Here is a 23,717-nt window from a genome sequence, read left to right as displayed (position 1 = left end):
GTGCGTCAGGATGCACCTACAAGTGCCGCCGTGAATCGAGGCGCAAGCGTGCGCCCGGCGATTGCACCGCCCATACTGTCCGAAAAGGGCAATGGCAGCGCATCGTCGAGCGCCTTGAGTATGGATGCCACGAAGGCCCGGCTGAGTTGCGGATTGGTCCCCAGATCCGAATAGGTGGCGCGAGGCTTGCCGATCAGCGTGCCGTTGCGGCGCAGCGAGAACTGCAGCGTCAGCGACATGCCCGCGGTTCCCGCTGGCGGCATCCAGCAGGCATAGATAGCCTCCGACATCTCCTTGAGGGTGTCGACCGGATCGGTGCTGTGGCAGGGGCGCTCTTGCGCGATTGCCGTGTTGGCGCTTGCAAACAAGACGGCAGCGAGAGCCGCCGCGAAAATTGCGAACCGAGGTTTCATCCGAGGGCCTGCGCGAAAGCACCAACTCTTCGGCCGCGCACGGTCAAGCGCCGGCCTCTGGAAGTGATCCTACCCAGCCCACAGCTCTCGGCGCAACTCCTGCCAGCTTTCAGGATCGGGGGCGACCAGCAGGCCGCCGCCGACATGCGACGGCAGATAGGCTGTGCCGTCGAAGCGCGCGGCATGGCCGCCGGCCTCCGCATGGATCAGCACGCCGGCCAGATGATCCCATGGCATCAGCTTGTTGTAGACGACGAAATGGCCATGGCCGCTCGCCAGCAAGCGGTATTCGTGGGCGGCGCAGCGGTAGTTGAACTGCGACAGCGTCTTGGTCTGGTTGCAGGCCAGCCGCGTGCGGTCGGGCTCGGCCATGTACTGCCAGGAAACCGCGCCGGTCATCTGCGCGATCGGCGCGCTCGCCGCAACCCACACTGTCTCCAGCGTACCATGCGCATGGCGGATATGACTGCCCGCACCCTTGGCGCCGATCAGCCAGTCCTTGCCGACCGGATCATGGATGATGCCGGCGACCGTCTCGCCCTTGACCACGACGCCGAGCATGACGCCGAACAGCGGCACGCCGGAGGCGAAATTGAAGGTGCCGTCGACCGGGTCGATGACGAAGGCCAGATCGGCGTCGCCCAGGCCATCGAGCAGCGTCGGGTCGTCGGAACAGGCTTCCTCGCCGACAACCATGGCCGAGGGATAACGCTGGCGCAGCCTGGCGGTGATCAGCCGCTCGGCGTTGACGTCCGCTTCCGTCACCAGATCGGCGGCTGAGGTCTTCTGCCTGACGTCGCCATCGCCCAGCCGGCGGAAGCGGGGCATGACTTCGGTGTCGGCGGCCTCGGCCAGCAGGTTGGCCAGCCAGTCGATCGCGTTGTCGTCAAATGTCATCGGATGCGTCTTGTCCTGTGATGAGGGTCTGGTTCAGGGCGGCGAAATCGAACAGTTTCCTGTCGAGGAGATGCGACGGCCTGGTGTTGGACAGGGCGCGGATCATGGTGTCCTTGCGGCCGGGCATGCGCTTTTCGATATCCTCCAGCATCGCCTTCATGGCGTTGCGCTGGAGACCTTCCTGGCTGCCGCAGAGGTCGCAAGGAATGATCGGGAACCGCATCGCCGCGGCGAATTTTTCGAGGTCGATCTCGGCGCAATAGCTCAGCGGCCGCAGCACCATGACGTCGCCTTCGTCGTTGAGCAGCTTTGGCGGCATGGCGGCGAGACGGCCACCATGGAACAAGTTCATGAAAAAGGTTTCGAGAATGTCCTCGCGATGATGGCCGAGCACCAGTGCCGAGCACCCCTCCTCGCGCGCGATGCGGTAGAGATGGCCGCGCCGCAGCCGTGAACAGAGCGAGCAATAGGTGCTGCCTTGCGGCAGCTTGTCGGTGACCACCGAATAGGTGTCCTGGTACTCGATGCGGTGGGCAATTCCGTTGGCGTTGAGATAGTCGGGCAGGATGTGCTTGGGGAAATTCGGCTGGCCCTGATCGAGATTGCAGGCCAGCAATTCGACCGGCAGCAGCCCGCGCCATTTGAGGTCGAGCAGCAAGGCAAGCAGGCCGTAGGAATCCTTGCCGCCCGACAGCGCGACCAGCCAGCGCTGTCCCGGCTCCACCATCGCGAAATCCTCGATCGCCTGGCGGGTCAGCCGCAGCAGCCGCTTGCGCAATTTGTTGAACTCGACCGAGGATGGCACATCGGCGAACAGCGGGTGGGAGCCGCCTTCGGCGGTCGGCTCAAGCGTCTCGATGTCTGGCAGCATGTTCATGGCGCGGCGGCCCCGGAATGTAATGTCCGCCCGGATTAGCGCATTGGCCGGAAAATCGAAACGGCAAAGCGGATGCGCCAAACAAAAAGGCCGCCTCGAGGGCGGCCTTTTCGGTATCGCTAAAAAGCGTTCGCTTAGCGCGAATAGAATTCGACGACCAGGTTCGGCTCCATCTGGACCGCGAACGGAACGTCCGCCAGGCCAGGGATGCGCGAGAAGGTCGCGACCATCTTGTTGTGGTCGGCTTCGATGTAGTCCGGCACGTCGCGCTCGGCGAGGCCGACCGATTCCAGGACGATGACCAACTGCTTCGACTTTTCGCGCACTTCGACGACGTCGCCCGGCTTGCAGCGGTACGAGCCGATGTTGACGCGCTTGCCGTTGACGTTGACGTGGCCGTGGTTGACGAACTGACGGGCCGCGAAAATGGTCGGCACGAACTTGGCGCGGTAGACGACCGCGTCGAGACGCGATTCGAGCAGGCCGATCAGGTTCTCCGAGGTGTCGCCCTTGCGGCGGTCGGCCTCTTCATAGACCTTGCGGAACTGCTTTTCCGAAACGTCGCCATAGTGACCCTTCAGCTTCTGCTTGGCGCGCAGCTGCAGGCCGAAGTCGGAAAGCTTGCCCTTGCGGCGCTGGCCGTGCTGGCCGGGGCCGTATTCACGCTTGTTGACCGGGGACTTCGGGCGGCCCCAGATATTTTCGCCGAGACGACGGTCGATCTTGTATTTCGCGGATTCGCGCTTGCTCATCGCATTCCCTTTTCAAAACAACACACCCGGCACCTCATGGTCCGGGTGAAGGAAACGCGCCCTCCTCTGGCCTCCGTTTTCGAGACCTGACAGGGCTTTCCCACGCAACGCGGCGGAAAACCCACGGGACACGTCAGTTCAAACAAAACCAGAAACCAAGGCAACCGGTCTTGCGCATACAAAACAAACACCGGACATCGCTGCCCGGCGTTGGCGGCTGGTTAAACCGAGATTTAACCGGTGTCAAGCTTGTGAGTGGCGCGGCGCAACGCAACCCTATAGCGTTCCCGGCGTTGAGCGATGCCGGATGTGGCGGGAGGTTTGCGCCAACGGCACCAGGAAGGGATCTGGAGCTAGAGGAGTCCAATCAGCATGAAGAAGTTCTTCCTTACCTTGGCCGGTGCCGCGGTATTGGCCGGATCGATGGCGGTTGCGCCGGAACCGGCCATGGCGCGCCATTGGCACGGCCATAAACAGGTCTGCCGCATCATCGTGAAGAAAAGGGTGGTGTGGCGGCATGGCCACCGCAGGGTGATCGTCGAGCGGATACGGCGCTGCCATCGCTGGTAAGGCAAAACATCCGCCTACGGACTTTGCACTAGAAACAAGGCCCGCGGTTCCGCTGCGGGCCTTGTTTGCTTGGGTCGGCGTTTCACGAACGACACTCAGTCTTTCGACTTCTTTTCAGGCAGCCCTTTACGCTTGGTCTCGGCGAATTCCTCAAGCTGCTTTTCGCTCATGGATTCGTACATTCCTTTGGAAGCGCCTTTGAGCTCGCTCTTTTTCGTCTCGCCGCGCTTGGCGGAGAGTGCGGCGCCGGCGGCTTTCTGCTGGGCTTTCGAGGTGGCTGGCATGGCGGTTCTCCTTTGCTATCAGGCAGGGAAAACGCCGCTCTTCGAGGGCGGTTCCAGTGCCTTTGGCCCCGGTTCTCGTCCGATCGCCGCCGGTCAGGCAGCCAGCTTTGGCGAATTCGTCGGCGGCCTTCCCGTGTCCGAAACCCTAGTGTAGGACGGCCGCATGAAGTCTCTTACAGACCCCTCACAAGCGCTCTCCACCGGCCTGGCGAAAATCCGCACCGAATTCCACGTGCCGGATGGATTTCCGGCTGACGTGATGGCCACGGCGGAGGCGGCGGCCAGACGCGTGCCGAACCAGCATGCCGATCGAACGGACATGCCCTTCGTTACGCTCGATCCGGCGGCCTCCACCGATCTTGACCAGGCGTTCTGGATCGAGGCAAGCGGCGGCGATCTTCTCTTGTATTATGCCATTGCCGACGTTGCATGGTTCGTCGAGGACGGCGACGCGCTGGATCGCGAAGCCTGGACGCGAGGCGAGACGCTGTACCTGCCGGACGGCAAGGCCGGGCTCTATCCGCCGGCAATTGCCGAGGGCGCGGCGAGCCTGTTGCCGGACGGACCACGTCCAGCCGTGATCTTCACCGTTCGGGTCGCTAAGGATGGCGCGGTAAAGTTGGACGGCGCGGAGCGGGCAATCATCCAAAGCCGCGCGAAGCTCGCCTATGACAGCGTAAAGGCCTCCGACGTTCCGGCCGACTTCGCCGAAATGGCGCGGCGCATGGCGGCAAACGAAGAGCGTCGCGGCGCGTCGCGCGTCGACCCGCCCGAGCAGGAGGTGGAAAGGCTTGCCGATGGCAGCTTCCGGCTTTCGTTCAGACCGATCCTGCAATCCGAACAAGACAACGCCGCGCTTTCACTGGCCGCCAATATGGCGATCGCCGACGCCATGTTCGCGCACAAGACCGGCTTGTTCCGTGTGATGTCTGGGCCGGATGCTTCCAAGGTGCAGAGACTGCGCAACGCGGCACGGGCGCTCGGTCTGTCCTGGCCGGCCTCAACCAGCCTGCGCGACTACCAGCACACACTCGATCCGGCTGATCCGAAACAGGCGGCGTTGATGCTGGAAATCCGCCGCGCGGGCAATGGCGCGTCCTACCAGCCCTACCAGGACGGTGTCGTTCCCTGGCATGAGGCGATGGCTGCGACCTATGCCCATGCAACCGCGCCACTCAGGCGATTGGCCGATCGCTATGTCGTGCGCTGCGCGCTGGCTATCGCCAACGGCCAGCCCGTGCCGCAGGCTGTCACCGATGCGTTCGCCGGACTGCCGAAGGTGATGGGACGTGGGGATGCCCGCGCTTCGCAAATCAACCATGCGGCCATCGACCTTGCCGAGGCGGTGATGCTCAGGGGACGCGAAGGGGAAACGTTCAAGGCCGTCGTCACCGACTTCGTCGACCATGGCGTGCGCGTTCAGCTTGCCGACATGCCTGTCGTTGCCACCGTAAAGGCCTCCGGTCTCAGGCAGGGCGACGGCGTGACGCTAAAGCTGGCCTCGGCCGATCCGGATCAACGCAGCATCGTCTTCGAACCCGTTTGAGCGACTGGCGCTCCGCCGCTTGGGTCTTGATTTTATGCATGTCGTTTTCCCAAAACCGAGGTCACTTTTGGGCGACATGCATTACCTCACGGACAGTCCAAAGCCCTGCATCAGCCGGCCGACGGCAAAGTCCGCCTTGCCTGACGTAAAGACGGCGATGTCGGGTTCGCCTTGCGGCAGCGCCCCGTCGACGGGCGGCAAGAGCGAAAGGGCACGCCTTGCGATCGCTTCGGCCGGATCGATCCAGTCGACCGGCCATGGCGCGGTCTTGCGCATGCGGTTGACCAGGAACGGATAGTGCGTGCAGGCCAGCACGACAATGTCGGTCCTGAGCCCCTCATGTTCCATGAAACAGGGCGCGATCTCGGCGCGCACGGCTTCCTCGTCGACAAAGCCCTCGCGCATATAGACTTCGGCAAGGCCCGCCAGCCTGTCGCTGCCAACCAGGCGGACATGGCATTTCTGCGCCCATTTGCTGATCAGGTCGCGCGTGTATTGCCGCTTCACCGTACCCGGCGTCGCCAGCACGGAGACCAGACCGGAGCGGGTGCGCTCCGCCGCCGGCTTGACCGCCGGCACGGTGCCGACGAAGGGATGGCCGGGAAACCTCTCGCGCAGCGCATCGATCACCAGCGTCGAGGCGGTGTTGCAGGCGATGACGGAAATCGCAGGCGCAAACTGGTCGAGCAATTTGGCGAAGAGTTCGAGTATGTGGGTGCGCAGTGCCGGCTCTTCCCAGGCGCCGAAAGGAAAGGCCGCGTCGTCCGCGACATAGACGAAGCGCCGGTCCGGCATCAGCACGCGCGCCTCGCGCAGCACGGTCAGCCCGCCGACGCCGGAATCGAACATCAGGATCGGCTGGTCAGTCATTGTCGGTTCCCTTGCCACCCAGCGGCGGCGCGTCCTCATCGTCACCCATAGGCTTGTGCGCCTGGCGATCTGCCTCTGCCTTGCCGGCGCGCGCGGCGGCCGGAAGCCGCCTTGGATCATCGCCCGGCGAGCCGTCGCCGCGCGGCATTGCCGGCGAAAATCTGTCAAGCGAGGAGATGATGCCGCGCAGCACCTTCAACTCCGGCTCGGCAAAGCCGGCGCGCGTCAGCACGGCGCGCAGATTGTCGACCATCTTGGGCTTCTTCGGCGCCGGCCGGAAATAGCCGCGCGCTTCCAATGCGCCTTCGAGATAGGCAAAAAGGCCGTGCAGTTCTTCCTTGCTGGCCGGCTTCATCTGCGGCCCGGTGAAATTGGTCTTGGTCTCGTCCTCGAGGCCGGACTTCATCCACTCATAAGACATCAGCAGCGCGGCCTGTGCGATGTTGAGCGAGGAGAAATCGGGATCGACGGGAAAGGTGACGATCTCGTCGGCGAGCCCGACCTCGTCATTGTAGAGACCGAAGCGCTCGCGGCCGAACAGGATGCCGGTGCGCTGCCCCATGCCATGGCGGGCGCGCAGCACCCTGCCCGCTTCCACCGGCCCGCGCACGGCCTTGAAGCCGTCGCGCTGCCTGGCGGTTGTGGCGAAAACGAAATTCAGGTCGGCAAGCGCCGAGGCCAGATCGTCGAACACCTTCACGGCGTCGATGACATGGTCGGCACGGCTGGCGGCGGCGCGCGCCTTCTCGCTCGGCCAGCCGTCTCGCGGATTGACCAGACGCAGTTCCGACAGGCCGAAATTGGCCATGGCGCGCGCGACCATGCCGATGTTCTCGCCGAGCTGCGGCTCGACGAGGATGATCGCCGGACCGCCGGGGCCACGCTGAAAGTCTGTTCCGGTCATGTGTTCCAGATAATTGCGCTACGAGGTCACCGCGTCCTGCCATATCGATACGGCTTTTTGAAGAGTTGTCGGTGACCTGGCGACAAATAGCCTTGTCTCGCCACCCCTGTGTTTGCGCGAGAAATCCAAATTCGCTCCATCGGCGGGCTCGAGCAAATGGTCACGCGCCCGTACAAGCAGACCAGCCATGTGCTCCTTCTTCTCAAGAGATGGTGGAGATGTGGGCATCGCGGCACTCTGGCGACGACAAGCTATCCAACCCTATACTCCCTGATGGCCCAACCTTACTCTTCTTATCGGCAACATCTTCCGGTTACAGAAATAACCTATTAGCTATATGTATATTTAAATACAGCGATGCGCCTGTCGCTGTGACATAATCTTAGGAAATTGCAATATCAAAACCGCTTGGGGTCAAGCTGTATCGGAGAATGCATTTTGAAGACGGAGCGTGTCTTGCACGCTCCTGTCATTTATCTATGCCCCAAGCGTTTCGACACGGGTTTTCAATGGCCGACACGGGTGTTGGCCAAACGTCAGGAGGGGCAAATGAACGTCTTACGATTTTTCCTTTCAATCGCTGTGTTGCTTCTGGCATCAGTCTTCCTGATTGCTCCGGCTTCCGCGCAAGCGACACGCACCTGGGTTTCCGGCGTCGGCAACGATGCCGATCCATGCAGCCGAACGGCACCTTGCAAGACGTTTGCCGGCGCCATCTCGAAGACGGCGACGGCCGGCGAGATCAACTGTCTGGACCCGGGCGGATTTGGCGCGGTCACCATCACCAAATCCATCACCATCGACTGCAGAACGACTGAAGGCGGTGTGCTTTCGGCGCTCGTGAACGGCATCATCATAAACACGCCTGTCGGCTCCGTCGTGCATCTTCGCGGTCTCGACATAGACGGCGCGGGCACCGGACTCGACGGCGTGCGGATGACCGGCCAAGGTCAACTGCATATCGAGGACTGCAACATCGAGCGGGTGACCAGCAATGGCGTCGAATTTCTTCCCAACGGTGCCAGCGAACTCTACATGATCAATACGCGGATAGCCGAGGCGGCCGGTGGCGCCATTCTCATCAAAACGACTGGCGCCATTGGCATCAATGCCATCCTGTCCAGGGTGGAACTGACCAACAGCGCCAATGGCATTCTTGTCGACGGCACCGGCAACACCTCTGCCATGAATATGGCACTGACCGACAGCCTGGTCAGCGGCAACACCGGCAACGGAGTGGCGGTCAAGTCCGTCGCCGCGGCATCGTCGGTACGCGCGACGATCGTCAACACCACGATCAGTTCCAATGCCGGCGTCGGCGTCAACGCCAACGGCGCCGCCGCCAGCGGCGCCGGCAGCGCCATCGCCTTTCTCGGCGCCTCGACGGTGTTTGGCAATGTCACCGGGGTCAGCAACACCGGCAGCGGCGCCGTCCAGTCGTTCAAGAACAACATGATCTCCGGCAACGTGGTCGACGGCACACCGATCACGGCCTTCCCCGGCCCTGGCGGCACGCCGCTGCAATAAGCGCGCCTGCCGCCTGCGTGCGGCAGCATGAAAAAAAGGCGATGCCGCCTGCCTCTCGATGGGCGGTGCGGCATCGATTTTGTTCACGATTGCAGGATCGGTTCACCGTTCGCGGAAACGCCGAACCGCTCCGTCCCCTTGTTTTGCGGCAATTTCGAACGAAAAGCCGCTTCACACTTTTCCTGGAATTGCGCCAGCAGCGGCCTGCTTCCGCATTGCCCCGGTTTGCGCCGCCCGGATCGCTTTGCTATAGGCGAAGTCCCTATCCTGGCGGGGCCGACCCGCCATCCCCCAACTGTTGAACGAGGCATTCTTTCCATGGCGAAGATCAAGGTGGCGAACCCGGTCGTCGAACTCGACGGCGACGAGATGACCCGCATCATCTGGCAGTTCATCAAGGACAAGCTGATCCACCCTTATCTCGACCTCAAGCTCGAATATTACGATCTCGGCATCGAGCATCGCGACGCCACCAACGACCAGGTGACCATCGATTCGGCCAACGCCATCAAGAAATACGGCGTCGGCGTGAAATGCGCGACGATCACCCCCGACGAACAGCGCGTCGAGGAGTTCAAGCTGAAGAAGATGTGGAAGTCGCCGAACGGCACCATCCGCAACATCCTCGGCGGCACCATCTTCCGCGAGCCGATCATCATGAAGAACGTGCCGCGCCTGGTGCCGGGCTGGACCAAGCCGATCATCGTCGGCCGCCACGCCTTCGGCGACCAGTACCGCGCCACCGATTTCCGCTTCCCCGGCAAGGGCAAGCTGACGATCAAGTTCGTCGGCGAGGACGGAAAGGTGATCGAACATGACGTGTTCGACGCGCCCGGCGCCGGCGTCGCCATGGCCATGTACAATCTCGACGAGTCGATCCGCGAATTCGCCCGCGCCTCGCTGAATTACGGCCTGCTGCGCAACTATCCGGTCTATCTGTCGACCAAGAACACCATCCTCAAGGCCTATGACGGCCGCTTCAAGGACATTTTCCAGGAAGTCTACGAGGCTGAATTCGAGGCCGAGTTCAAGGCGAAGAAGCTGTGGTACGAGCACCGCCTGATCGACGACATGGTGGCCTCGAGCCTGAAATGGTCGGGCGGCTATGTCTGGGCCTGCAAGAACTACGACGGCGACGTGCAGTCCGACACGGTGGCGCAGGGCTTTGGCTCGCTCGGCCTGATGACCTCGGTGCTGATGACGCCCGACGGCAAGACGGTGGAAGCCGAAGCCGCGCACGGCACCGTCACCCGCCACTACCGCCAGCACCAGAAGGGCGAGGAAACCTCGACCAATTCGATCGCCTCGATCTTCGCCTGGACGCGCGGGCTGGCGCACCGCGCCAAGCTCGACGACAATGCCGAGCTGAAGCGTTTCGCCGAGACGCTGGAAAAGGTCTGCATCCAGACCGTGGAGTCCGGCTTCATGACCAAGGACCTGTCGCTCTTGATCGGCCCCGACCAGCCCTGGCTCTCGACCACCGGCTTCCTCGACAAGATCGACGAGAACTTGCAGAAGGCGATGGCCTAAGAACCCAGCTTTACACATGCCGAAGGCTCCGAAAGGAGCCTTCGCCTTTTTTGGGCCAGCGAAAGCGAAGGGCTGACAGCATGACCAAGCCGATCCTCTATGGCGCGGACTACAGCGTCTATGTGCGCATCGCGCGGATGGCGCTGGAGGAGAAGGGCATCGACTACGAACTCGTGCCGCTCGACATCTTCGCCGCCGAGGGCATCCCGGCCTGGTATCTCGAACATCACCCGTTCGGCCGCATCCCGGCTTTCGAGCATGACGGTTTTCGCCTTTTCGAGACGAATGCGATTACCCGCTATGTCGATGAGGCTTTCGACGGTCCGGCGCTGCAGCCCGCCGATACGCGTGGCCGCGCCAGGATGGGCCAGATGACGGGCATGCTCGACGCTTATGGCTACCGCGCCATGGTCTGGGACGTTGCCGTCGAGCGGCTCGAAAAGCCAGAGCCGGATGAGACCCTGATCGCTAGCGGCCTGAGCCAGGCCCAAACGGTCCTCAGGGTACTCACCTCACTCAAGGCTCCCGGACCTTGGCTGCTCGGCGATCACGTGACACTGGCCGACCTGCATGCCGCGCCGATCATCGCGTATTTCCTCAAGGTTGCCGACGGGCAGAAGCTGCTGGCCGAGTTTCCCGAGATTCAGGCCTGGTGGGACCGCATCGCGGCCAGACAAGCCTTTGCCATGACCGAAAAGGCCGATTGAGAGCCAAGGCGGCGCTAAAACCCTATCTCGGGCCGGGTCACCATCAGCCAGAGAATGGCAAGCACGGCGGCGAAAGCCGGCAAGCCGCAAGCAAACCAGATGCGAAACAGGCGTTTCTCTTCGGCGGGCAGGGGCGCGTTTTCGATGGCGGCCTGCCGCGCCAGGTTGCGGATCCGGATCTGAATCCAGACGACCGGCAGCCAGAACAGGCCGGTGACGACATAAAGCAGCAAGGACAGAACGATCCAGCCTTCGTTGAGCGGCCAGCCCAGTGCCTGAGCCAGCAGCACGCCCGTGATCGGCTGCACGATGACGGCGGTCGCCGTAAAAATCGTGTCGGCGATGACGACCGTGCCCGCGACATGGGCGACGAGGTCGGCGCGTCCGCTGCGTTGCGCCATTAGCATGAAGAAGGCGATGCCGGCGCCAGTGCCGAACAGAACCGTGGCGCCGATAACATGCGCCCAGCGCAATATGTCGGCCCAGAGGCTCATCGCTCGTCGAGCACCGCGAGCGCCACCAGCACTAGGCAAAGCGCCGGGATCGTCTTGACCAGCGGTCCCAGTGGATCGAGCCATAGGCCGGGGACAAGGAGCGTCGCGCCCGCCAGATAGGACAGCGTGATCGCAATCATCGCCAGCAGCGCGTGCCGGGCCAGGGATCGAACCACGACAGCCGCGCCAACCAGGATATCCGCAGCACTTCCGACGAGAACCAAGATGTGAGCGAGGCTCGCCGAGACGCCGTGCGAAACAAGGATATCCGCCGCTGCCTCTTGCCGGATCAGACCGACGACACCCGAAACAAGCCAGAACAAGGACAGGCAAGCGAAGATGACAGGCTTTGCCAGCCAGAGGCGGCCGAACCATCGTTCCTGGACATTGGCGGACATATCGGCCAGCGTTGCTTCCAGCGGCTGAAGCGGACGGCCGGAAATTCGGTTCCAAGCCGCTGCGTCGCCCGTGACGCCGCGCGCCACGGCAGCAAGGGCTGCGCTGCGCAGCGGGGACCGCCAGCCGAGAATGCCAAGCATATCGGCAACCGCGCCCGCAAGCCGGCCGAGAATGGCAGGCATCGGCACCACTCTTGCGGGCTGCAGGCCAAGCCACGCACGCAAGGCGGTCAAGACCTCGGCGAGCGGTCTGGCATTGGCTTCAACGAGATCGACGGCAAGTCGGGGCGGCAGCGATCCGGCGACCGCCCGTGACACCGCTTCGGCAACGTCGGTGACCGCCACGGTCTGGATCGGCTGGCGCGTCATGACGGCCGGAACAAAACCCGGAAATGTCGCAAGGGCACGCAGAAGTGCCGTTCCGCCATAGGCGGCGGGCGCGATCACCAGGCCCGGCCGCAGGATGGTCCACGCCAGCGAGGAGCTTGCGACGGCCTGGTCGCCTTGCGCCTTGGTGCTGAAGAAAGGATTTGCCGAAGCGAGATCGGCGCCGATCGCGGAGATCTGCGCAAAGCGGTGAACACCGGCCTGTTCGCAGGCAGCAACGAGTGCCACCACCGAGCCCCGATGAACAGCGTCGAGGCGGTCGCGCGGGCCGTCCTGCAAGGCGCCCGCCGCATTGACCACCGCGTCCATGCCCGCAACCACCGGCAGCCAGTCTTCGGCGGCAAGCAGTTTCGACATGTCCGCCGCGATCCAGCGAACCGCGGGCCGACGCCGCCCGGCATCCTGAACATCGCGGCCGAGACCGGTCACATGATGACCGTCGCGAAGCAAACGGCCAATGACGGCGTCCCCGATCAACCCATAGCCACCGAGGACGAGAACATTCATGTCATGGCTTTCAGGCGGCTTCGAGCGCCGCCTTCACAGCCGCGATCGCATCATTGGCCTTCGAGGCATCCGGGCCGCCGGCCTGGGCCATGTCGGGCCGCCCGCCACCGCCCTGCCCGCCCAAGGCGGCGGAGGCGACGCGCACCAGGTCGACGGCGCTGAAGCGGCCGACGAGGTCGTCGGTAACGGCGACGACGACGCTTGCCTTGTTGTCCTCGCCGGCACCGACAAAGACGACGACGCCGGAGCCGAGCGAGGTCTTGCCGGCATCGGCCAGCGGCTTCAGATCCTTCGGCGAGACGCCGGAGACCGCCTTGCCGAGGAAGCCAACGCCCGCGACCGTCTCGTTCTCCGAGGGTGCACCCGCCGCGGCGCCGCCGCCCAGCGCCAGTTTCTTGCGCGCTTCGGTCAGGTCCTTCTCGAGCTTCTTGCGCTCTTCGAGCAAAGCCTCGACGCGGGCCGGCACGTCGGCGGGCGAGATTTTCAGCACGGCTGCCGCCGCCTTCAGACGCCGATCCTGCTCGTCGAGATGTTTTCTGGCCGCCTCGCCGGTCAGCGCCTCAATACGGCGCACGCCGGCGGCGACCGCGCTGTCGGAGACGACGCGGACCAGGCCGATATCGCCGGTCGCCCTGACATGCGTGCCGCCGCAGAGTTCGACCGAATAGGGCCGGTTGGCCTTGGCGCCGTGCAGGCCCGTGCCCATCGACACGACGCGTACCTCGTCGCCATACTTCTCGCCGAACAGCGCCATGGCGCCTTCCGCAATCGCGTCGTCGACCGACATCAGGCGCGTGGTCACCGGGCCGTTCTGCACGACGATTTCGTTGGCCATGCGCTCGACCTCTTCGAGTTCCTCGGCCGAGATCGGCTTGTTGTGCGAGATGTCGAAGCGCAGACGCTCGGGCGCGACCAGCGAGCCCTTCTGCGCGACATGAGTGCCCAGCACCTCGCGCAGCGCCTCGTGGATCAGGTGCGTGGCGGAGTGGTTCGCCCGCAGCCTGGTGCGGCGCGCATGGTCGACTTTGAGCTCGACGGCGGCGCCGGTCCTGACCGTGCCGCTCGCCACCTTGCCCAGATGCACGAACAGCCCGTCGGCCTTCTTCTGCGTGTCCGCGATCTCGATCGAGAACTCTTCGCCGGAGATGATGCCGGTGTCGCCCATCTGGCCGCCGGACTCGCCATAGAAAGGCGTCTGGTTGACGACCACCGCAACGGCATCGCCCTTTCCGGCGCTGTCGACGGTCTTGCCGTCCTTGACCAGCGCCTGGATCAGGCCTTCCGCCTGCTCGGTCTCGTAACCGAGGAATTCGGTGGCGCCGGTCTGTTCGCGCACGGAGAACCACACCGTCTCAGTGGCGGCCTCGCCAGACCCGGTCCAATGCTTGCGCGCCTCGGCCTTCTGCTGCTCCATCGCATTGGTGAAGCCGGCAAGATCGACCGAGATGTTGCGCTGGCGCAGCGCGTCCTGCGTCAGGTCAAGCGGGAAACCGTAGGTGTCATAAAGCTTGAAAGCCGTCTCGCCATCCAACATGTCGCCGGCATGCAGCGTTTCCGTCGCCTCGGAGAGCAGGCCGAGGCCGCGCACCAGCGTCTTGCGGAAGCGCGTCTCCTCGAGCTTCAGCGTCTCGGTGATCAGCTGTTCGCCGCGCAGCAGCTCGGGATAGGCCTGGCCCATCTCGCGCACCAGAGCCGGCACCAGCTTCCACATCAGCGGTTCGTTCGCGCCGAGCAGCTGCGCGTGGCGCATGGCGCGGCGCATGATGCGGCGCAGCACATAGCCGCGGCCTTCGTTCGAAGGCAGCACGCCGTCGGCGACCAGGAAGGACGACGAGCGCAAATGATCGGCAATGACGCGGTAGGAGGCCACCGTTTCCGCATCAGGCGCGCGCCCGAGCGCGGAGGACGCCGCATCGATCAAATGCCGGAACAGGTCGGTTTCGAAAACGCTTTCCACGCCCTGCAGGATGGAGGCCATGCGCTCCAGCCCCATGCCGGTGTCGATCGACGGGCGCGGCAGGTCGATGCGCTCCTCCTTCGTCACCTGTTCATATTGCATGAACACCAGGTTCCAGAATTCGAGGAAGCGATCACCATCCTCTTCGGGGCTGCCGGGAGGACCGCCCCAGATGTGCTCGCCGCGATCGATGAAGATTTCCGAGCACGGCCCGCAGGGACCGGTGTCGCCCATCGCCCAGAAATTATCCGAGGTCGCGATGCGGATGATGCGATCATCCGAGAAGCCGGCGATCTTCTTCCAGAAGCCGGCCGCCTCATCGTCGGTGTGATAGACAGTGACCAGCAGCTTGTCCTTCTTCAGCCCGAACTCCTTGGTGATCAGGTTCCAGGCAAGCTCGATGGCACGCTCCTTGAAGTAATCGCCGAAGGAGAAATTGCCGAGCATTTCGAAGAAGGTCAGGTGGCGCGCGGTGTAGCCGACATTGTCGAGGTCGTTGTGCTTGCCGCCGGCGCGAACGCTCTTCTGGGCGGTGGTGGCGCGCGAATAGGACCGCTTCTCCAGACCGGTGAAGACGTTCTTGAACTGCACCATGCCGGCATTGGTGAACATCAATGTCGGATCGTTGCGCGGCACGAGCGGGCTCGAGGCCACGACCTCGTGGCCCTCCTTGCGGAAATAGTCGAGAAAGGTCGACCGGATCTCGTTCACGCCACTCATGACTGCTGCCTTTTCGCGAAAACCGCCGGCGCGGCCGGCGGAAACTGGTGTCTGCTTTCCAGAAATAGACTTGGCCTTTTAGCGGGCACGCTCCAGCCTGTCCAGAAACACGGAACTGGGCCAATCCTGGGAGTCTATTGGCCCCAAAAACGAAAACCGCCGGCGCGAAGGCCGGCGGTTTTGGACGCGGTACTAAAGAACTCGATTACTTAAGCATCAGGTCATAGGCCGACTTTATGGCCGAACTCTGTCCGTTGCCCTACATCGCGCCGGCTTCGTCCTCAAAACCGTCGTCGCCGCCTTCAGACCCGCCATTTTCGAGGAACTTTTCGGCGATCAGCCCGGCATTCTGCCTGAGCGCCAGTTCGATCTCGCGTGCCGTATCGGGATTGTCGCGCAGGAACAGTTTTGCATTTTCGCGGCCCTGGCCGAGGCGTTGCGAATTGTAGGAGAACCAGGCGCCGGACTTCTCGACCACGCCGGCCTTGACGCCGAGATCAACCAGCTCGCCGGTCTTGGACACGCCCTCGCCATACATGATGTCGAACTCTACCACCTTGAAGGGCGGCGCCAGCTTGTTCTTGACCACCTTGACGCGGGTCTGGTTGCCGACGACCTCGTCGCGGTCCTTGACCGAGCCGATGCGTCGAATGTCGAGGCGCACCGACGCGTAGAATTTCAGCGCGTTGCCGCCGGTCGTGGTCTCGGGCGAACCGAACATGACGCCGATCTTCATGCGGATCTGATTGATGAAGATGACCATGGTGTTGGATCGCGAGATCGAGGCGGTCAGCTTGCGCAGCGCCTGGCTCATCAGGCGGGCCTGCAGGCCGGGCAGCGAATCGCCCATCTCGCCCTCGATTTCGGCGCGCGGCGTCAGTGCCGCAACCGAATCGACCACCAGCACGTCGATGGCGCCGGAACGCACCAGCGTGTCGCAGATCTCCAGCGCCTGCTCGCCGGTGTCGGGCTGCGAGATCAGCAGGTTTTCAAGATCGACGCCGAGCTTGCGGGCATAGACCGGGTCGAGCGCGTGTTCGGCGTCGACGAAGGCGCAGATGCCGCCCTTCTTCTGGGCTTCGGCCACCGTGTGCAGCGCCAGCGTCGTCTTGCCCGAGCTTTCCGGCCCGTAGATCTCGATGATGCGGCCGCGCGGCAGGCCACCGACGCCGAGCGCGATGTCGAGGCCGAGCGAGCCGGTCGGCACCGTTTCGATCTCGACGACCTGCTCGTTCGCGCCGAGCCGCATGATCGAGCCCTTGCCGAAAGCCCGCTCGATTTGCGACAGCGCCGCATCCAGAGCCTTTGATTTGTCCACTGCCTTATCCTCTACAAGCCGCAAAGAATTCTGAGCCATGATACATCACCCCTTGGTCGTCAATGAAGGCCGGACAATCCGTAATCCCTGCCATTTTGTACCTTTTTTGTTCTCGTTTGGCAAGAGGGATCAAATATCTGAAAAACAAGTCATATCCGGATTTGTTCTTTTTTCGTACCAAGAGATCGAACAGGAACGCGCCCCACATTGGGCCAGACTGTTCGATTGTATCGATCCGCCGAATCGCCATCTTGCTGGCGAAGGTCTGCGGCGCAGTCTAGCGCTTGTGCAGTCGCAATAACAAAGGGCATATCGCCAGCATGGTGAAATCCATAGAGATACTGGCCGTGGGCGGCGCCCATATCGACCGGCGTGGCCAGGTGTCCGGCGCCTACGTGCCGGCCGCGTCCAATCCCGGCACGATGCGCGAGGATGTCGGCGGCGGCGTGTTCAACGCGCTGCGCAGCACGGTGCGGCGCGGCGTATCGGGCTCGCTGATGTCGATGCGCGGCGGCGATGCCGGGGCCGACACCATTTCGCGAGCCATCGCCGAGGCAGGCATCGCAGACCTGTCGGCGGTCTTCCTCGACCGCACGACGCCGAGCTATACGGCGCTGATCGATCGCGAGGGCGAGTTGATCGTCGGCTTCGCCGACATGGCGCTGTACGATCTGGCGTTTCCCAAGCAGATGAGGCGCTCCAAGGTCCGCGAGGCGATCGCAGCCGCCGATGCCATACTGTGCGATGCCAATCTGCCGTCTTCGGCACTGGAGCGGCTGGTTTCGCTTGCCGCCGGCAAGCCGGTCTATGCCATTGCCATTTCGCCGGCCAAGGTCGTGCGGCTGATACCGGTGCTCGGCGCGCTGGCACTGGTCTTCATGAACCGGCGCGAGGCCGTCGCGCTGGCCGGCGTCAATGCAAATGCCGCCGAGCGAGACGTCGTCGACGGTTTGCGATGCAGCGGCCTTGCCAGCGGCGTCGTGACGGCAGGCAGCGCGCCGGTGCTGGGTTTCGACGAGACAGGCGCTTTTTCGATCCAACCGCCTGCCCCCAGAAAAGTCGCCGACGTCACCGGCGCCGGCGACGCGCTGGCGGGTGCGACGGTGGCAGCCTTGCTGCGCGGCCTGCCGCTGCGCCAGGCCTTGCGCGAAGGCGTCGCGGCGGCGACGCTGGCCATCGAAAGCGCCGACGCCATCCCTGATTTTACCGCGGCAAGCTTCGCGGAAGCGCTGGCACTTGTGCCGGACGCGCAGGAAGTGGCATGAGACCGGCAAATTCATAGTGCCGCTGTATTGCCGGCATGCGCCGCACCGCGAGTTGGAGATCCAGATGAGCCCCGAAACCGCCCGCCCCTTCATCGACATCCACGCACCGGTGGCGCAAGCCCTGGCCGCCGGGCGCCCGGTTGTGGCGCTGGAAAGCACCATCATCACCCATGGCATGCCCTACCCCGACAATGGCGCCATGGCGGCCAATGTCGAGAAGATCATCAGCGACGGCGGCGCCATACCGGCGACGATCGCCGTGGTTGGCGGCCGCATCAAGATCGGCCTGTCCGACGGCGAGCGCGAATCGCTGGCCATGACCGGTGACGCCATGAAGCTGTCGCGCGCCGACCTCGGCTTTGCCGTCGCGCAAGGGCGCACGGGTGGCACGACAGTCGCCGCCACCATGATCGCGGCTGAAATGGTCGGGATAAAAGTGTTCGCCACCGGCGGCATTGGCGGCGTGCACAAGGGCGCCGAGAAGAGCTTCGACATCTCCGCCGATCTCGACGAATTGGCGCGCACGCCGGTCATCGTCGTCTCGGCCGGCGCCAAGGCGATCCTCGACATCGAAAAGACGCTGGAAGTGCTGGAGACGCGAGGCGTGCCTGTCGTCGGCCATGGCTGCGAGACCATGCCCGCCTTCTGGTCGCGGCAGTCGCCGTTCCGCGCCCCGCTGACCCTTTATAAGCCCGAAGAGATCGCGCATTTCTTCCGGACGCGGCAGGCACTGGGCTTGGGTGGCGGCATGTTGATCGCCAATCCGGTGCCGGAAAACCACGAAATCCCTGCTGAAGAGATGGCGGGCTATATCGACGCCGCGCAAAAGGCGGCCGAGGCGCTCAACGTGACCGGCAAGGCGGTGACGCCGTTCCTGCTGGGAAAAATCCTGGAGTTGACCGGCGGCCGCAGCCTCAAGACTAATATCGCGCTGGTCGAAAACAATGCGCGGCTGGCTGCCGAGATCGCCAAGGCGCTGTAGTTCACTTGCCTGCGCGCCGCCCTGCCTCATAGGCGCGGCGCGCCCACACCGTCATCTCGTCGGGATCGTCAAAGGCGCTGTCGGGAATGCTCCAATAGGGCATGGCGACCAGCTTGCCGTGGCGCTTGCCGGTATAGGCCCATTGCTTGCAGCCCTCGGCTTCGAAATCGGGCGCGCTTTGCTCGTCGGCCTTGAGCAGCAACTCGCCGCGCAGCACGATGGCGATGATGACGCCGTCGAAATAGATGCCCTTGCCGCCGAACAACCTGCGGATGCTGACCGGGCCCAGCCCTGAGAACAGTTCGGCGATGCGTTCATTGTCCATGCCGCGATCATGTCACCGGCATTTGACATTGTCATCGCGCAACCAGAACCATGCTGACAGGTTAAGACCATTCCATCGGAGTTTTTGTCATGCCGCTTCTGCTCAAGGGGTCCTGCCGCTGCAACGCGGTGCGTTTCGAGGTGGAGAGCCACACGCCCGTACCGTTCATGCTGTGCTACTGCTCGATCTGCCGCAAGCAGCAGGGCGGCGGCGGGTTCGCCATCAATCTCGGCGCCGCCTATGAGACGCTGAACATCAGGGGCAAGAGGAGCCTTGGCGTATACCGTGCCGAGATCGAGGACGACGAGCATCCGCATTGCGAGGTCTCGACGGGCGAGCGCAATTTCTGCCGCAAATGCGGGTCGGCGCTCTGGCTTTACGACCCGACCTGGCCGGAGTTGGTGCACCCCTTCGCCTCGGCAATCGACAGCGACCTGCCGAAGCCGCCGCAAAAGGTGCATCTGATGCTGAAATACAAGGCGAACTGGGTCGAGCCCGATATCGGCAAGGGCGACAAGACGTTCGATGTCTACCCCGAGGAATCGATCGCCGACTGGCACAAGCGGATGGGGATGTGGGTCGATTAGAGGGAAGGACAAAACCCTATTGTGCTTTGATCATTTTTGACAGCCCGCGAACAGCAGACGCCAGGAAGGCAATGGTTACAGAGCCGAAGAGTATGATCATATCACCCCTATGCACCTCAAGCGCACAAAGTCCGAATAAAATTGCAACAACCATGCCGGATAAATGGCACGCTATATACAATAGCTTTATCTTTTTTGGTATTCCCTTGCCGAATACATAAAAATCGAGCGACGTCCGTATCTGATAGTCGCTCAAATTCACCTGCAGAAGCAGGTTATTTTTCACGTACCAGTAAACCCGGTAGTAAGCGAAATAGGAAAACAAAATAATGAGAACTGACGCGAGAACCAAAGGAGGGAGATGGCTATTCATCGCGGGACCCCGAAACCATCAAACACTGGACGGCGGGAATTTATGACGACAGCGCTCTATTTAGCGTAAATCACGACGCGCGCTTTTGATTTATCCAGCTATACCAGATTCTGATCGTACTTCAGGCCGAAGCGCGTGCTTCCGCCAATGCCTTCAGATCGGCCGGCTTCAGTTCGACGGATTCGCCGCAGCCGCAGGCCGAACTCTGGTTCGGGTTGCGGAAGGTGAAGCCGGTGCGCAACGTCGTCTGCTCGAAATCCATCTCGGTGCCGAACAGGAAAAGCGCGGCCTCCGGCGCGACATAGACGTGGGCGCCGTCGCGCTCGATGTGGTCGTCCTTGGTGTTGGGCTCGGTCACCAGGTCGACCGTATATTCCATGCCGGCGCAGCCGCCCTTCTTGATGCCGAGGCGGATGCCGTGCGCGTTGTCACGGGTAGCCACGATCTCGCGCACCCGGTCTGCGGCCTTTTCGGTCATCGTGATGACGGCGAAGCGTCCCATTCTCTTTCCTTCTCCATTCCATGCAGGTTAAAGGCCTGCCGAATGATTCCTCACCTAAAATGGTGAAGTTTTACCCCTGGCGCAAGTGTACCAGGCTCGACGCTAGTACCACCCCACCGCCACCTGCGCTTCTTCCGACATACGGTCGGGCGACCAGGGCGGGTCGAAGGTCATGTTGACCTCGACGCCGGACACGCCTTCGACGGCGCCGACGGCATTTTCGACCCAGCCCGGCATTTCACCGGCCACCGGGCAACCCGGCGCGGTCAGCGTCATGTCGATCTTGACCGAGCGGTCGTCCTCGATGTCGATCTTGTAGACGAGGCCGAGCTCGTAGATGTCGGCCGGAATTTCCGGGTCGTAGACCGTCTTCAGCGCCGACACGATGTCGTCGGTCAGCCGCGCCAGTTCGTCGGCGGGAATGGCCGAGGCCGATACGATGCCATTTGCAGCCGTTTCCGGCGCGGTCTCTTCGGTTGTGCTCACATCGTCCATGGTCGTCATCACCCAAAGAACTTTCGCGCTTTTTCAAGCGCCTCGGCCAAAGCGTCGACTTCGGCCCTGGTATTGTACATGCCGAACGATGCCCTGCATGTGGAGGTTATACCAAAGCGTTTCAACAGCGGCTGGGCACAATGGGTGCCGGCCCGCACTGCCACGCCCTGCCTGTCTATCACCATCGACACGTCATGGGCATGAATGCCTTGCAGTTCGAAGGAAATGATCGCGCCCTTGCCCGGCGCATCGCCGAAGATGCGCAGCGAGTTGATGGCGCGCAGCCGCTCGTGCGCGTAGGTCTTGAGGTCTTCCTCGTGCGCCGCGATCCGTTCGCGGCCGATCTTTTCCATGTAGTCGAGGGCGGCACCCAGCCCGATCGCCTGGACGATCGGCGGCGTGCCGGCCTCGAAGCGATGCGGCGGCTCGTTGTAGGTAACGATGTCTTCCGTCACCTCCTCGATCATCTCCCCGCCGCCCATGAAGGGGCGCATGCCCTGGAGAATGTCCTTCTTGCCGTAGAGCACGCCGATGCCAGACGGACCGTAGACCTTGTGGCCGGTGAAGACGAAGAAGTCGCAGTCGAGATCCTGCACGTCGATCGGCATATGCACGGCGCTCTGGCTGCCATCGACAAGGACGGGAATACCACGCGCGTGCGCGATGCGCACGATCTCCTTGATCGGCGTCACCGTGCCCAGCGCATTCGACATCTGCGTGATGGCGACTAGCTTGGTGCGGTCGGTCAGCCGCTTCTCGAACTCCTCAATGTGGAAGACGCCGAGATCGTCGACCGGCACCCAGACCAGCTTGGCGCCCTGCCGCTCGCGGATGAAATGCCAGGGAACGATGTTGGAGTGGTGTTCCATGATCGACAGCACGATCTCGTCGCCCTCGCCGATATTGGGCATGCCATAGCCATAGGCGACGGTGTTGATCGCCGAGGTCGTGTTGGAGGTGAAGACGATGTTGTCGGTGCTCGACGCGTTGAGGAAGCGGCGCACCGTCTCGCGCGCCTTTTCATAGGCATCGGTCGCTGCGTTGGACAGGAAATGCAGGCCGCGATGGACGTTGGCGTATTCCTGGGAATAGGCATGCTGGATCGTGTCCAGCACCACCTGCGGCTTCTGCGCCGACGCGCCATTGTCGAGGTAGACCAACGGTTTGCCATAGACTTCGCGCGACAGGATCGGGAAGTCGCGGCGGATCGCCTCGACGTCGTAGAAATCTCCGATCTTGCCTGGAGCGTTCATCATTTCACCCGTGCGTCACAAACCATTCGTCGAGTCTCGCTTCCAGCGCCTCGACGATCGTCTCGTCGTCCAGTTCCTCGATCACCTCGGCCACGAAGGCCTTGACCAGCAGACCGCGAGCCGACTTCTCGTCGACACCGCGCGCCATCAGGTAGAACAGATGGTCGTGGTCGATTTCGGTCACCGTCGCGCCGTGGCCGCAGACGACGTCGTCGGCGAAGATTTCGAGCTCCGGCTTGGTCGAGAACTCGCCATCGTCCGACAACAACAGCGTGTTGCAGGCCATCTTGGCATTCGTCTTCTGCGCATATTGGTGGACGTTGATGCGGCCCTGGAAGACGCCGCGTGCCTTGCCCGTCACCACGTTGCGGATGACCTCGGTCGAGGTCGTATGCGGCACGGCGTGGTCGAGCACCATCGTCACGTCGGAGTGGGTGTCGCCGGCCAGAAGGTTGATGCCGCGCAGCTTGAAATCAGCGCCTTCGCCCGTCGTCTTGACCATGACCTCCTGGCGCACAAGCTTGCCGCCAGCGTTCATCACGAAAAGCGTCAGTTTCGCGTTCTTGCCGATATGGGCCTTGAACTGCGCCAGATGCGTCGCCGTGTCCGGCTGCTCCTGGACGATCAGCCATGTCACCTCGGCACCCTCGCCAAGCACGAGCTGGCTCACGGAACTGACCAGCGCGGCGCCATCACCCGCCTGACGCTCGACGATAACGGCCTTGGCGCCGGCGCCGACGCGAACGGCCAGGCGCACATGGGTCTGGCCGCCGGCCTGCACATTCTGCAGCTCGATCGGCATTTCAAGTTCCGTGCCATCGGCGATGTCGACAAAATAACCATCGGCAACGAAAGCGGTGTTCAGCGCGCCTATGGCATCGTCGCTGCCATAGGGATCGAGCCCCGGCGCGATGCTGCCATCAATCAACTTTTCCGACAGGCACTGGACGGCAACGCCCTCGATGGCCGGCACCTTTGCGTCGGACTTGCCGTTCAGGACCGGCAGAACGGCGGAGCCTTCGACGATCGGCGCGATGGCCTTGGCCATGGCGGCTGGATCGAAGTCCGGCACCACGTTCAACAGCCGGCGCAGATCTGTGTAGTGCCAGGATTCGACGCGCCGCGTCGGCAGGCCGTGCTTGATCGCTTCGATCGCGTCGTCGCGCTTCAGCATCACCGCGCCGTCGCCCGGCAGCAGCGACAGCCGGTCGCCGAACGCGTCGATCAACGCTGTCTCGGCCGGTGTCCGCTGCGGTTGTGTGTGCATATTCATCAGT

The 23,717-nt window shown here is 63.0% G+C and carries 26 protein-coding genes; 9 read left to right on the top strand and 17 right to left on the bottom strand.

Going from position 1 to position 23,717, the window contains the following annotated elements:
* Positions 1-5 precede the first annotated feature (5 nt).
* The 4 genes from ACVILI_RS17595 to rpsD form a co-directional block, all read right to left on the bottom strand.
* Entirely contained in the window at positions 6-413 is a 408-nt protein-coding gene (locus tag ACVILI_RS17595; RefSeq protein WP_038646420.1) for a hypothetical protein, read from the bottom strand.
* A gap of 69 nt (positions 414-482) precedes the next feature.
* Positions 483-1,310, bottom strand: coding sequence for an inositol monophosphatase family protein (locus tag ACVILI_RS17590; protein WP_038646418.1), 828 nt, complete (start codon positions 1,308-1,310; stop codon positions 483-485).
* Complete coding sequence (gene ttcA, locus ACVILI_RS17585) at positions 1,300-2,187, bottom strand: tRNA 2-thiocytidine(32) synthetase TtcA (protein WP_038652570.1); 888 nt, start codon at positions 2,185-2,187, stop codon at positions 1,300-1,302. The genes ACVILI_RS17590 and ttcA overlap by 11 nt, the downstream gene beginning before the upstream one ends.
* A gap of 134 nt (positions 2,188-2,321) precedes the next feature.
* On the bottom strand, positions 2,322-2,939 hold the full coding sequence (gene rpsD / locus ACVILI_RS17580) for a 30S ribosomal protein S4 (protein WP_013895883.1): 618 nt from the start codon (positions 2,937-2,939) through the stop codon (positions 2,322-2,324).
* A gap of 372 nt (positions 2,940-3,311) precedes the next feature.
* On the opposite strand from rpsD, the gene ACVILI_RS17575 reads away from it, so the two are divergent.
* Positions 3,312-3,509 (top strand): hypothetical protein, encoded by a 198-nt coding sequence (locus ACVILI_RS17575; protein WP_027042433.1) that lies wholly within the window; start codon positions 3,312-3,314, stop codon positions 3,507-3,509.
* Positions 3,510-3,604: 95 nt separating this feature from the next.
* On the opposite strand, the gene ACVILI_RS17570 is transcribed toward ACVILI_RS17575, so the two are convergent.
* A complete protein-coding gene (locus ACVILI_RS17570; RefSeq protein ID WP_010909084.1) occupies positions 3,605-3,793 on the bottom strand; it encodes a DUF3008 family protein in 189 nt (62 codons plus the stop codon).
* On the opposite strand from ACVILI_RS17570, the gene ACVILI_RS17565 reads away from it, so the two are divergent.
* Both ACVILI_RS17565 and ACVILI_RS17560 read left to right on the top strand, forming a co-directional pair.
* Positions 3,792-3,947 carry a hypothetical protein gene (locus ACVILI_RS17565; RefSeq protein ID WP_019857774.1) on the top strand — a complete coding sequence of 52 codons (156 nt, stop codon included), beginning with the start codon at positions 3,792-3,794 and terminating at the stop codon, positions 3,945-3,947. The two genes, ACVILI_RS17570 and ACVILI_RS17565, sit on opposite strands and share 2 nt — an antisense overlap.
* A gap of 9 nt (positions 3,948-3,956) precedes the next feature.
* Positions 3,957-5,339 carry an RNB domain-containing ribonuclease gene (locus tag ACVILI_RS17560; RefSeq protein WP_038646414.1) on the top strand — a complete coding sequence of 461 codons (1,383 nt, stop codon included), beginning with the start codon at positions 3,957-3,959 and terminating at the stop codon, positions 5,337-5,339.
* A gap of 81 nt (positions 5,340-5,420) precedes the next feature.
* Here the strand turns inward: ACVILI_RS17560 and murI are convergent, their stop codons facing one another.
* Both murI and ACVILI_RS17550 read right to left on the bottom strand, forming a co-directional pair.
* Complete coding sequence (gene murI / locus ACVILI_RS17555) at positions 5,421-6,209, bottom strand: glutamate racemase (protein ID WP_038652567.1); 789 nt, start codon at positions 6,207-6,209, stop codon at positions 5,421-5,423.
* Positions 6,202-7,113: an RNA methyltransferase gene (locus ACVILI_RS17550; protein ID WP_069091984.1), complete on the bottom strand. Its 912-nt coding sequence runs from the start codon at positions 7,111-7,113 to the stop codon at positions 6,202-6,204. Before ACVILI_RS17550 ends, murI begins: the two co-directional genes overlap by 8 nt.
* A gap of 549 nt (positions 7,114-7,662) precedes the next feature.
* Between ACVILI_RS17550 and ACVILI_RS17545 the strand changes: the two genes are divergently transcribed.
* From ACVILI_RS17545 to ACVILI_RS17535, 3 genes are all read left to right on the top strand, one after another.
* Entirely contained in the window at positions 7,663-8,640 is a 978-nt protein-coding gene (locus ACVILI_RS17545; protein WP_240564667.1) for a right-handed parallel beta-helix repeat-containing protein, read from the top strand.
* Positions 8,641-8,958: 318 nt separating this feature from the next.
* A complete protein-coding gene (locus tag ACVILI_RS17540; RefSeq protein WP_038646407.1) occupies positions 8,959-10,170 on the top strand; it encodes an NADP-dependent isocitrate dehydrogenase in 1,212 nt (403 codons plus the stop codon).
* Between the two features lie 80 nt (positions 10,171-10,250).
* Positions 10,251-10,877, top strand: coding sequence for a glutathione S-transferase family protein (locus ACVILI_RS17535; RefSeq protein ID WP_019857768.1), 627 nt, complete (start codon positions 10,251-10,253; stop codon positions 10,875-10,877).
* Positions 10,878-10,891: 14 nt separating this feature from the next.
* Here the strand turns inward: ACVILI_RS17535 and ACVILI_RS17530 are convergent, their stop codons facing one another.
* The 4 genes from ACVILI_RS17530 to recA form a co-directional block, all read right to left on the bottom strand.
* Positions 10,892-11,371, bottom strand: coding sequence for a DUF2269 family protein (locus tag ACVILI_RS17530; RefSeq protein ID WP_019857766.1), 480 nt, complete (start codon positions 11,369-11,371; stop codon positions 10,892-10,894).
* Entirely contained in the window at positions 11,368-12,663 is a 1,296-nt protein-coding gene (locus ACVILI_RS17525) for an SDR family oxidoreductase (protein ID WP_019857765.1), read from the bottom strand. The genes ACVILI_RS17530 and ACVILI_RS17525 overlap by 4 nt, the downstream gene beginning before the upstream one ends.
* 10 nt (positions 12,664-12,673) lie before the next feature.
* Positions 12,674-15,340: an alanine--tRNA ligase gene (gene alaS / locus ACVILI_RS17520; RefSeq protein ID WP_038646402.1), complete on the bottom strand. Its 2,667-nt coding sequence runs from the start codon at positions 15,338-15,340 to the stop codon at positions 12,674-12,676.
* Positions 15,341-15,599: 259 nt separating this feature from the next.
* Complete coding sequence (recA, locus tag ACVILI_RS17515; RefSeq protein WP_010909075.1) at positions 15,600-16,697, bottom strand: recombinase RecA; 1,098 nt, start codon at positions 16,695-16,697, stop codon at positions 15,600-15,602.
* 281 nt (positions 16,698-16,978) lie between these two features.
* On the opposite strand from recA, the gene ACVILI_RS17510 reads away from it, so the two are divergent.
* On the top strand, positions 16,979-17,923 hold the full coding sequence (locus tag ACVILI_RS17510) for a carbohydrate kinase family protein (RefSeq protein ID WP_019857763.1): 945 nt from the start codon (positions 16,979-16,981) through the stop codon (positions 17,921-17,923).
* 64 nt (positions 17,924-17,987) lie between these two features.
* Positions 17,988-18,905: a pseudouridine-5'-phosphate glycosidase gene (locus ACVILI_RS17505; RefSeq protein WP_027046767.1), complete on the top strand. Its 918-nt coding sequence runs from the start codon at positions 17,988-17,990 to the stop codon at positions 18,903-18,905.
* A gap of 1 nt (position 18,906) precedes the next feature.
* Here the strand turns inward: ACVILI_RS17505 and ACVILI_RS17500 are convergent, their stop codons facing one another.
* Positions 18,907-19,230 (bottom strand): TfoX/Sxy family protein, encoded by a 324-nt coding sequence (locus ACVILI_RS17500; protein WP_010909072.1) that lies wholly within the window; start codon positions 19,228-19,230, stop codon positions 18,907-18,909.
* 89 nt (positions 19,231-19,319) lie between these two features.
* Here ACVILI_RS17500 and ACVILI_RS17495 point away from each other — a divergent pair, with 89 nt between their 5' ends.
* Positions 19,320-19,817 carry a GFA family protein gene (locus ACVILI_RS17495; protein WP_019857760.1) on the top strand — a complete coding sequence of 166 codons (498 nt, stop codon included), beginning with the start codon at positions 19,320-19,322 and terminating at the stop codon, positions 19,815-19,817.
* A gap of 16 nt (positions 19,818-19,833) precedes the next feature.
* Here the strand turns inward: ACVILI_RS17495 and ACVILI_RS17490 are convergent, their stop codons facing one another.
* The 5 genes from ACVILI_RS17490 to sufD all read right to left on the bottom strand — a co-directional run bounded on the left by ACVILI_RS17490 (position 19,834) and on the right by sufD (position 23,713).
* Complete coding sequence (locus ACVILI_RS17490; RefSeq protein ID WP_038646400.1) at positions 19,834-20,190, bottom strand: hypothetical protein; 357 nt, start codon at positions 20,188-20,190, stop codon at positions 19,834-19,836.
* Between the two features lie 121 nt (positions 20,191-20,311).
* Positions 20,312-20,692, bottom strand: a complete 381-nt coding sequence (sufA, locus tag ACVILI_RS17485) for a Fe-S cluster assembly scaffold SufA (protein ID WP_023810316.1) — start codon at positions 20,690-20,692, stop codon at positions 20,312-20,314.
* Between the two features lie 102 nt (positions 20,693-20,794).
* The gene (locus ACVILI_RS17480) at positions 20,795-21,187 is read right to left on the bottom strand and encodes an SUF system Fe-S cluster assembly protein (RefSeq protein WP_027046765.1); all 393 of its coding nucleotides are present in this window, start codon (positions 21,185-21,187) and stop codon (positions 20,795-20,797) included.
* Positions 21,188-21,195: 8 nt separating this feature from the next.
* Complete coding sequence (locus ACVILI_RS17475; protein WP_038652564.1) at positions 21,196-22,440, bottom strand: cysteine desulfurase; 1,245 nt, start codon at positions 22,438-22,440, stop codon at positions 21,196-21,198.
* Positions 22,441-22,444: 4 nt separating this feature from the next.
* Complete coding sequence (sufD, locus tag ACVILI_RS17470; protein WP_051726781.1) at positions 22,445-23,713, bottom strand: Fe-S cluster assembly protein SufD; 1,269 nt, start codon at positions 23,711-23,713, stop codon at positions 22,445-22,447.
* Between the last annotated feature and the right edge of the window lie 4 nt (positions 23,714-23,717).

The organism is Mesorhizobium sp. USDA 4775, assembly GCF_054062655.1.
The sequence above is the reverse complement of the archived record's forward strand: the minus strand, read 5'-3'. Positions and strand labels throughout refer to the sequence as shown.

Coding starts and splice junctions, on each gene's coding strand:
- sufA (WP_023810316.1), bottom strand. CDS start 20,692: ATGGGACGCTTCGCCGTCATCACGATGACCGAAAAGGCCGCAGACCGG.
- ACVILI_RS17525 (WP_019857765.1), bottom strand. CDS start 12,663: ATGAATGTTCTCGTCCTCGGTGGCTATGGGTTGATCGGGGACGCCGTC.
- ACVILI_RS17565 (WP_019857774.1), top strand. CDS start 3,792: ATGGCGGTTCTCCTTTGCTATCAGGCAGGGAAAACGCCGCTCTTCGAG.
- ttcA (WP_038652570.1), bottom strand. CDS start 2,187: ATGAACATGCTGCCAGACATCGAGACGCTTGAGCCGACCGCCGAAGGC.
- ACVILI_RS17560 (WP_038646414.1), top strand. CDS start 3,957: ATGAAGTCTCTTACAGACCCCTCACAAGCGCTCTCCACCGGCCTGGCG.
- rpsD (WP_013895883.1), bottom strand. CDS start 2,939: ATGAGCAAGCGCGAATCCGCGAAATACAAGATCGACCGTCGTCTCGGC.
- ACVILI_RS17550 (WP_069091984.1), bottom strand. CDS start 7,113: ATGACCGGAACAGACTTTCAGCGTGGCCCCGGCGGTCCGGCGATCATC.
- ACVILI_RS17490 (WP_038646400.1), bottom strand. CDS start 20,190: ATGAATAGCCATCTCCCTCCTTTGGTTCTCGCGTCAGTTCTCATTATT.
- ACVILI_RS17575 (WP_027042433.1), top strand. CDS start 3,312: ATGAAGAAGTTCTTCCTTACCTTGGCCGGTGCCGCGGTATTGGCCGGA.
- ACVILI_RS17540 (WP_038646407.1), top strand. CDS start 8,959: ATGGCGAAGATCAAGGTGGCGAACCCGGTCGTCGAACTCGACGGCGAC.
- ACVILI_RS17500 (WP_010909072.1), bottom strand. CDS start 19,230: ATGGACAATGAACGCATCGCCGAACTGTTCTCAGGGCTGGGCCCGGTC.
- ACVILI_RS17570 (WP_010909084.1), bottom strand. CDS start 3,793: ATGCCAGCCACCTCGAAAGCCCAGCAGAAAGCCGCCGGCGCCGCACTC.
- ACVILI_RS17510 (WP_019857763.1), top strand. CDS start 16,979: ATGGTGAAATCCATAGAGATACTGGCCGTGGGCGGCGCCCATATCGAC.
- sufD (WP_051726781.1), bottom strand. CDS start 23,713: ATGAATATGCACACACAACCGCAGCGGACACCGGCCGAGACAGCGTTG.
- ACVILI_RS17590 (WP_038646418.1), bottom strand. CDS start 1,310: ATGACATTTGACGACAACGCGATCGACTGGCTGGCCAACCTGCTGGCC.
- ACVILI_RS17535 (WP_019857768.1), top strand. CDS start 10,251: ATGACCAAGCCGATCCTCTATGGCGCGGACTACAGCGTCTATGTGCGC.
- ACVILI_RS17480 (WP_027046765.1), bottom strand. CDS start 21,187: ATGGACGATGTGAGCACAACCGAAGAGACCGCGCCGGAAACGGCTGCA.
- alaS (WP_038646402.1), bottom strand. CDS start 15,340: ATGAGTGGCGTGAACGAGATCCGGTCGACCTTTCTCGACTATTTCCGC.
- ACVILI_RS17595 (WP_038646420.1), bottom strand. CDS start 413: ATGAAACCTCGGTTCGCAATTTTCGCGGCGGCTCTCGCTGCCGTCTTG.
- ACVILI_RS17545 (WP_240564667.1), top strand. CDS start 7,663: ATGAACGTCTTACGATTTTTCCTTTCAATCGCTGTGTTGCTTCTGGCA.
- ACVILI_RS17505 (WP_027046767.1), top strand. CDS start 17,988: ATGAGCCCCGAAACCGCCCGCCCCTTCATCGACATCCACGCACCGGTG.
- ACVILI_RS17495 (WP_019857760.1), top strand. CDS start 19,320: ATGCCGCTTCTGCTCAAGGGGTCCTGCCGCTGCAACGCGGTGCGTTTC.
- recA (WP_010909075.1), bottom strand. CDS start 16,697: ATGGCTCAGAATTCTTTGCGGCTTGTAGAGGATAAGGCAGTGGACAAA.
- ACVILI_RS17530 (WP_019857766.1), bottom strand. CDS start 11,371: ATGAGCCTCTGGGCCGACATATTGCGCTGGGCGCATGTTATCGGCGCC.
- ACVILI_RS17475 (WP_038652564.1), bottom strand. CDS start 22,440: ATGAACGCTCCAGGCAAGATCGGAGATTTCTACGACGTCGAGGCGATC.
- murI (WP_038652567.1), bottom strand. CDS start 6,209: ATGACTGACCAGCCGATCCTGATGTTCGATTCCGGCGTCGGCGGGCTG.